The organism is Pseudomonas sp. 14P_8.1_Bac3 (assembly GCF_025466085.1).
Classification (GTDB): domain Bacteria; phylum Pseudomonadota; class Gammaproteobacteria; order Pseudomonadales; family Pseudomonadaceae; genus Aquipseudomonas.
Genome location: NZ_JANLOD010000046.1, coordinates 1 through 607 on the forward strand (window position 1 = coordinate 1; position 607 = coordinate 607).

At 59.5% G+C, this 607-nt stretch carries 2 pseudogenes; both read right to left on the reverse strand.

Annotation, left to right across the window (positions count from 1 at the left end):
* Positions 1-224, reverse strand: a pseudogene (locus tag NTD84_RS12145) (electron transfer flavoprotein subunit alpha/FixB family protein); the annotation flags it as partial.
* A gap of 2 nt (positions 225-226) precedes the next feature.
* Positions 227-607, reverse strand: a pseudogene (locus tag NTD84_RS12150) (electron transfer flavoprotein subunit beta/FixA family protein); the annotation flags it as partial.

Consider the following 607-nt stretch of genomic DNA (forward strand, 5'->3'; position numbering starts at 1 on the left):
GGCGCAATGTTTTCCGGCAGCTGATGCGCGTAAGCGGCATTGTCAGCGTTCAGGACTTTGCTCACGCCAGCGATTTTCGCCGCGGCTTCTGCCACAGCGCCAGCGCCCTGGCCTGCAACCAGAACGTGGATGTCGCCACCGATTTTGACCGCGGCAGCCACGGTGTTCAGCGTGGCCGGGGCCAGCACTTTGTTGTCGTGTTCAGCGATTACCAAGATAGTCATGATTAGATTACCTTCGCTTCGTTTTTCAGTTTCTCGACCAGTTCAGCCACCGACTTGACCTTGATACCCGCGCTGCGTGCAGCAGGCGCTTCGACTTTCACGGTCTTGTTGGTGGAGGCGGTGGAAACGCCCAAAGCGTCCGGAGTCAGCACTTCGAGAGGCTTCTTCTTGGCTTTCATGATGTTCGGCAGGGACGCGTAGCGCGGCTCGTTCAAACGCAGGTCGGTGGTGACGATGGCCGGCAGTTTCAGGGAAACGGTCTGCGCGCCGCCGTCGATTTCGCGGGTGACGGCAACGCTGTCGCCGCTGATTTCGACTTTCGAAGCGAACGTGCCCTGACCGTAGCCGCTCAATGCAGCGAGCATCTGGCCCGTCTGGTTGTT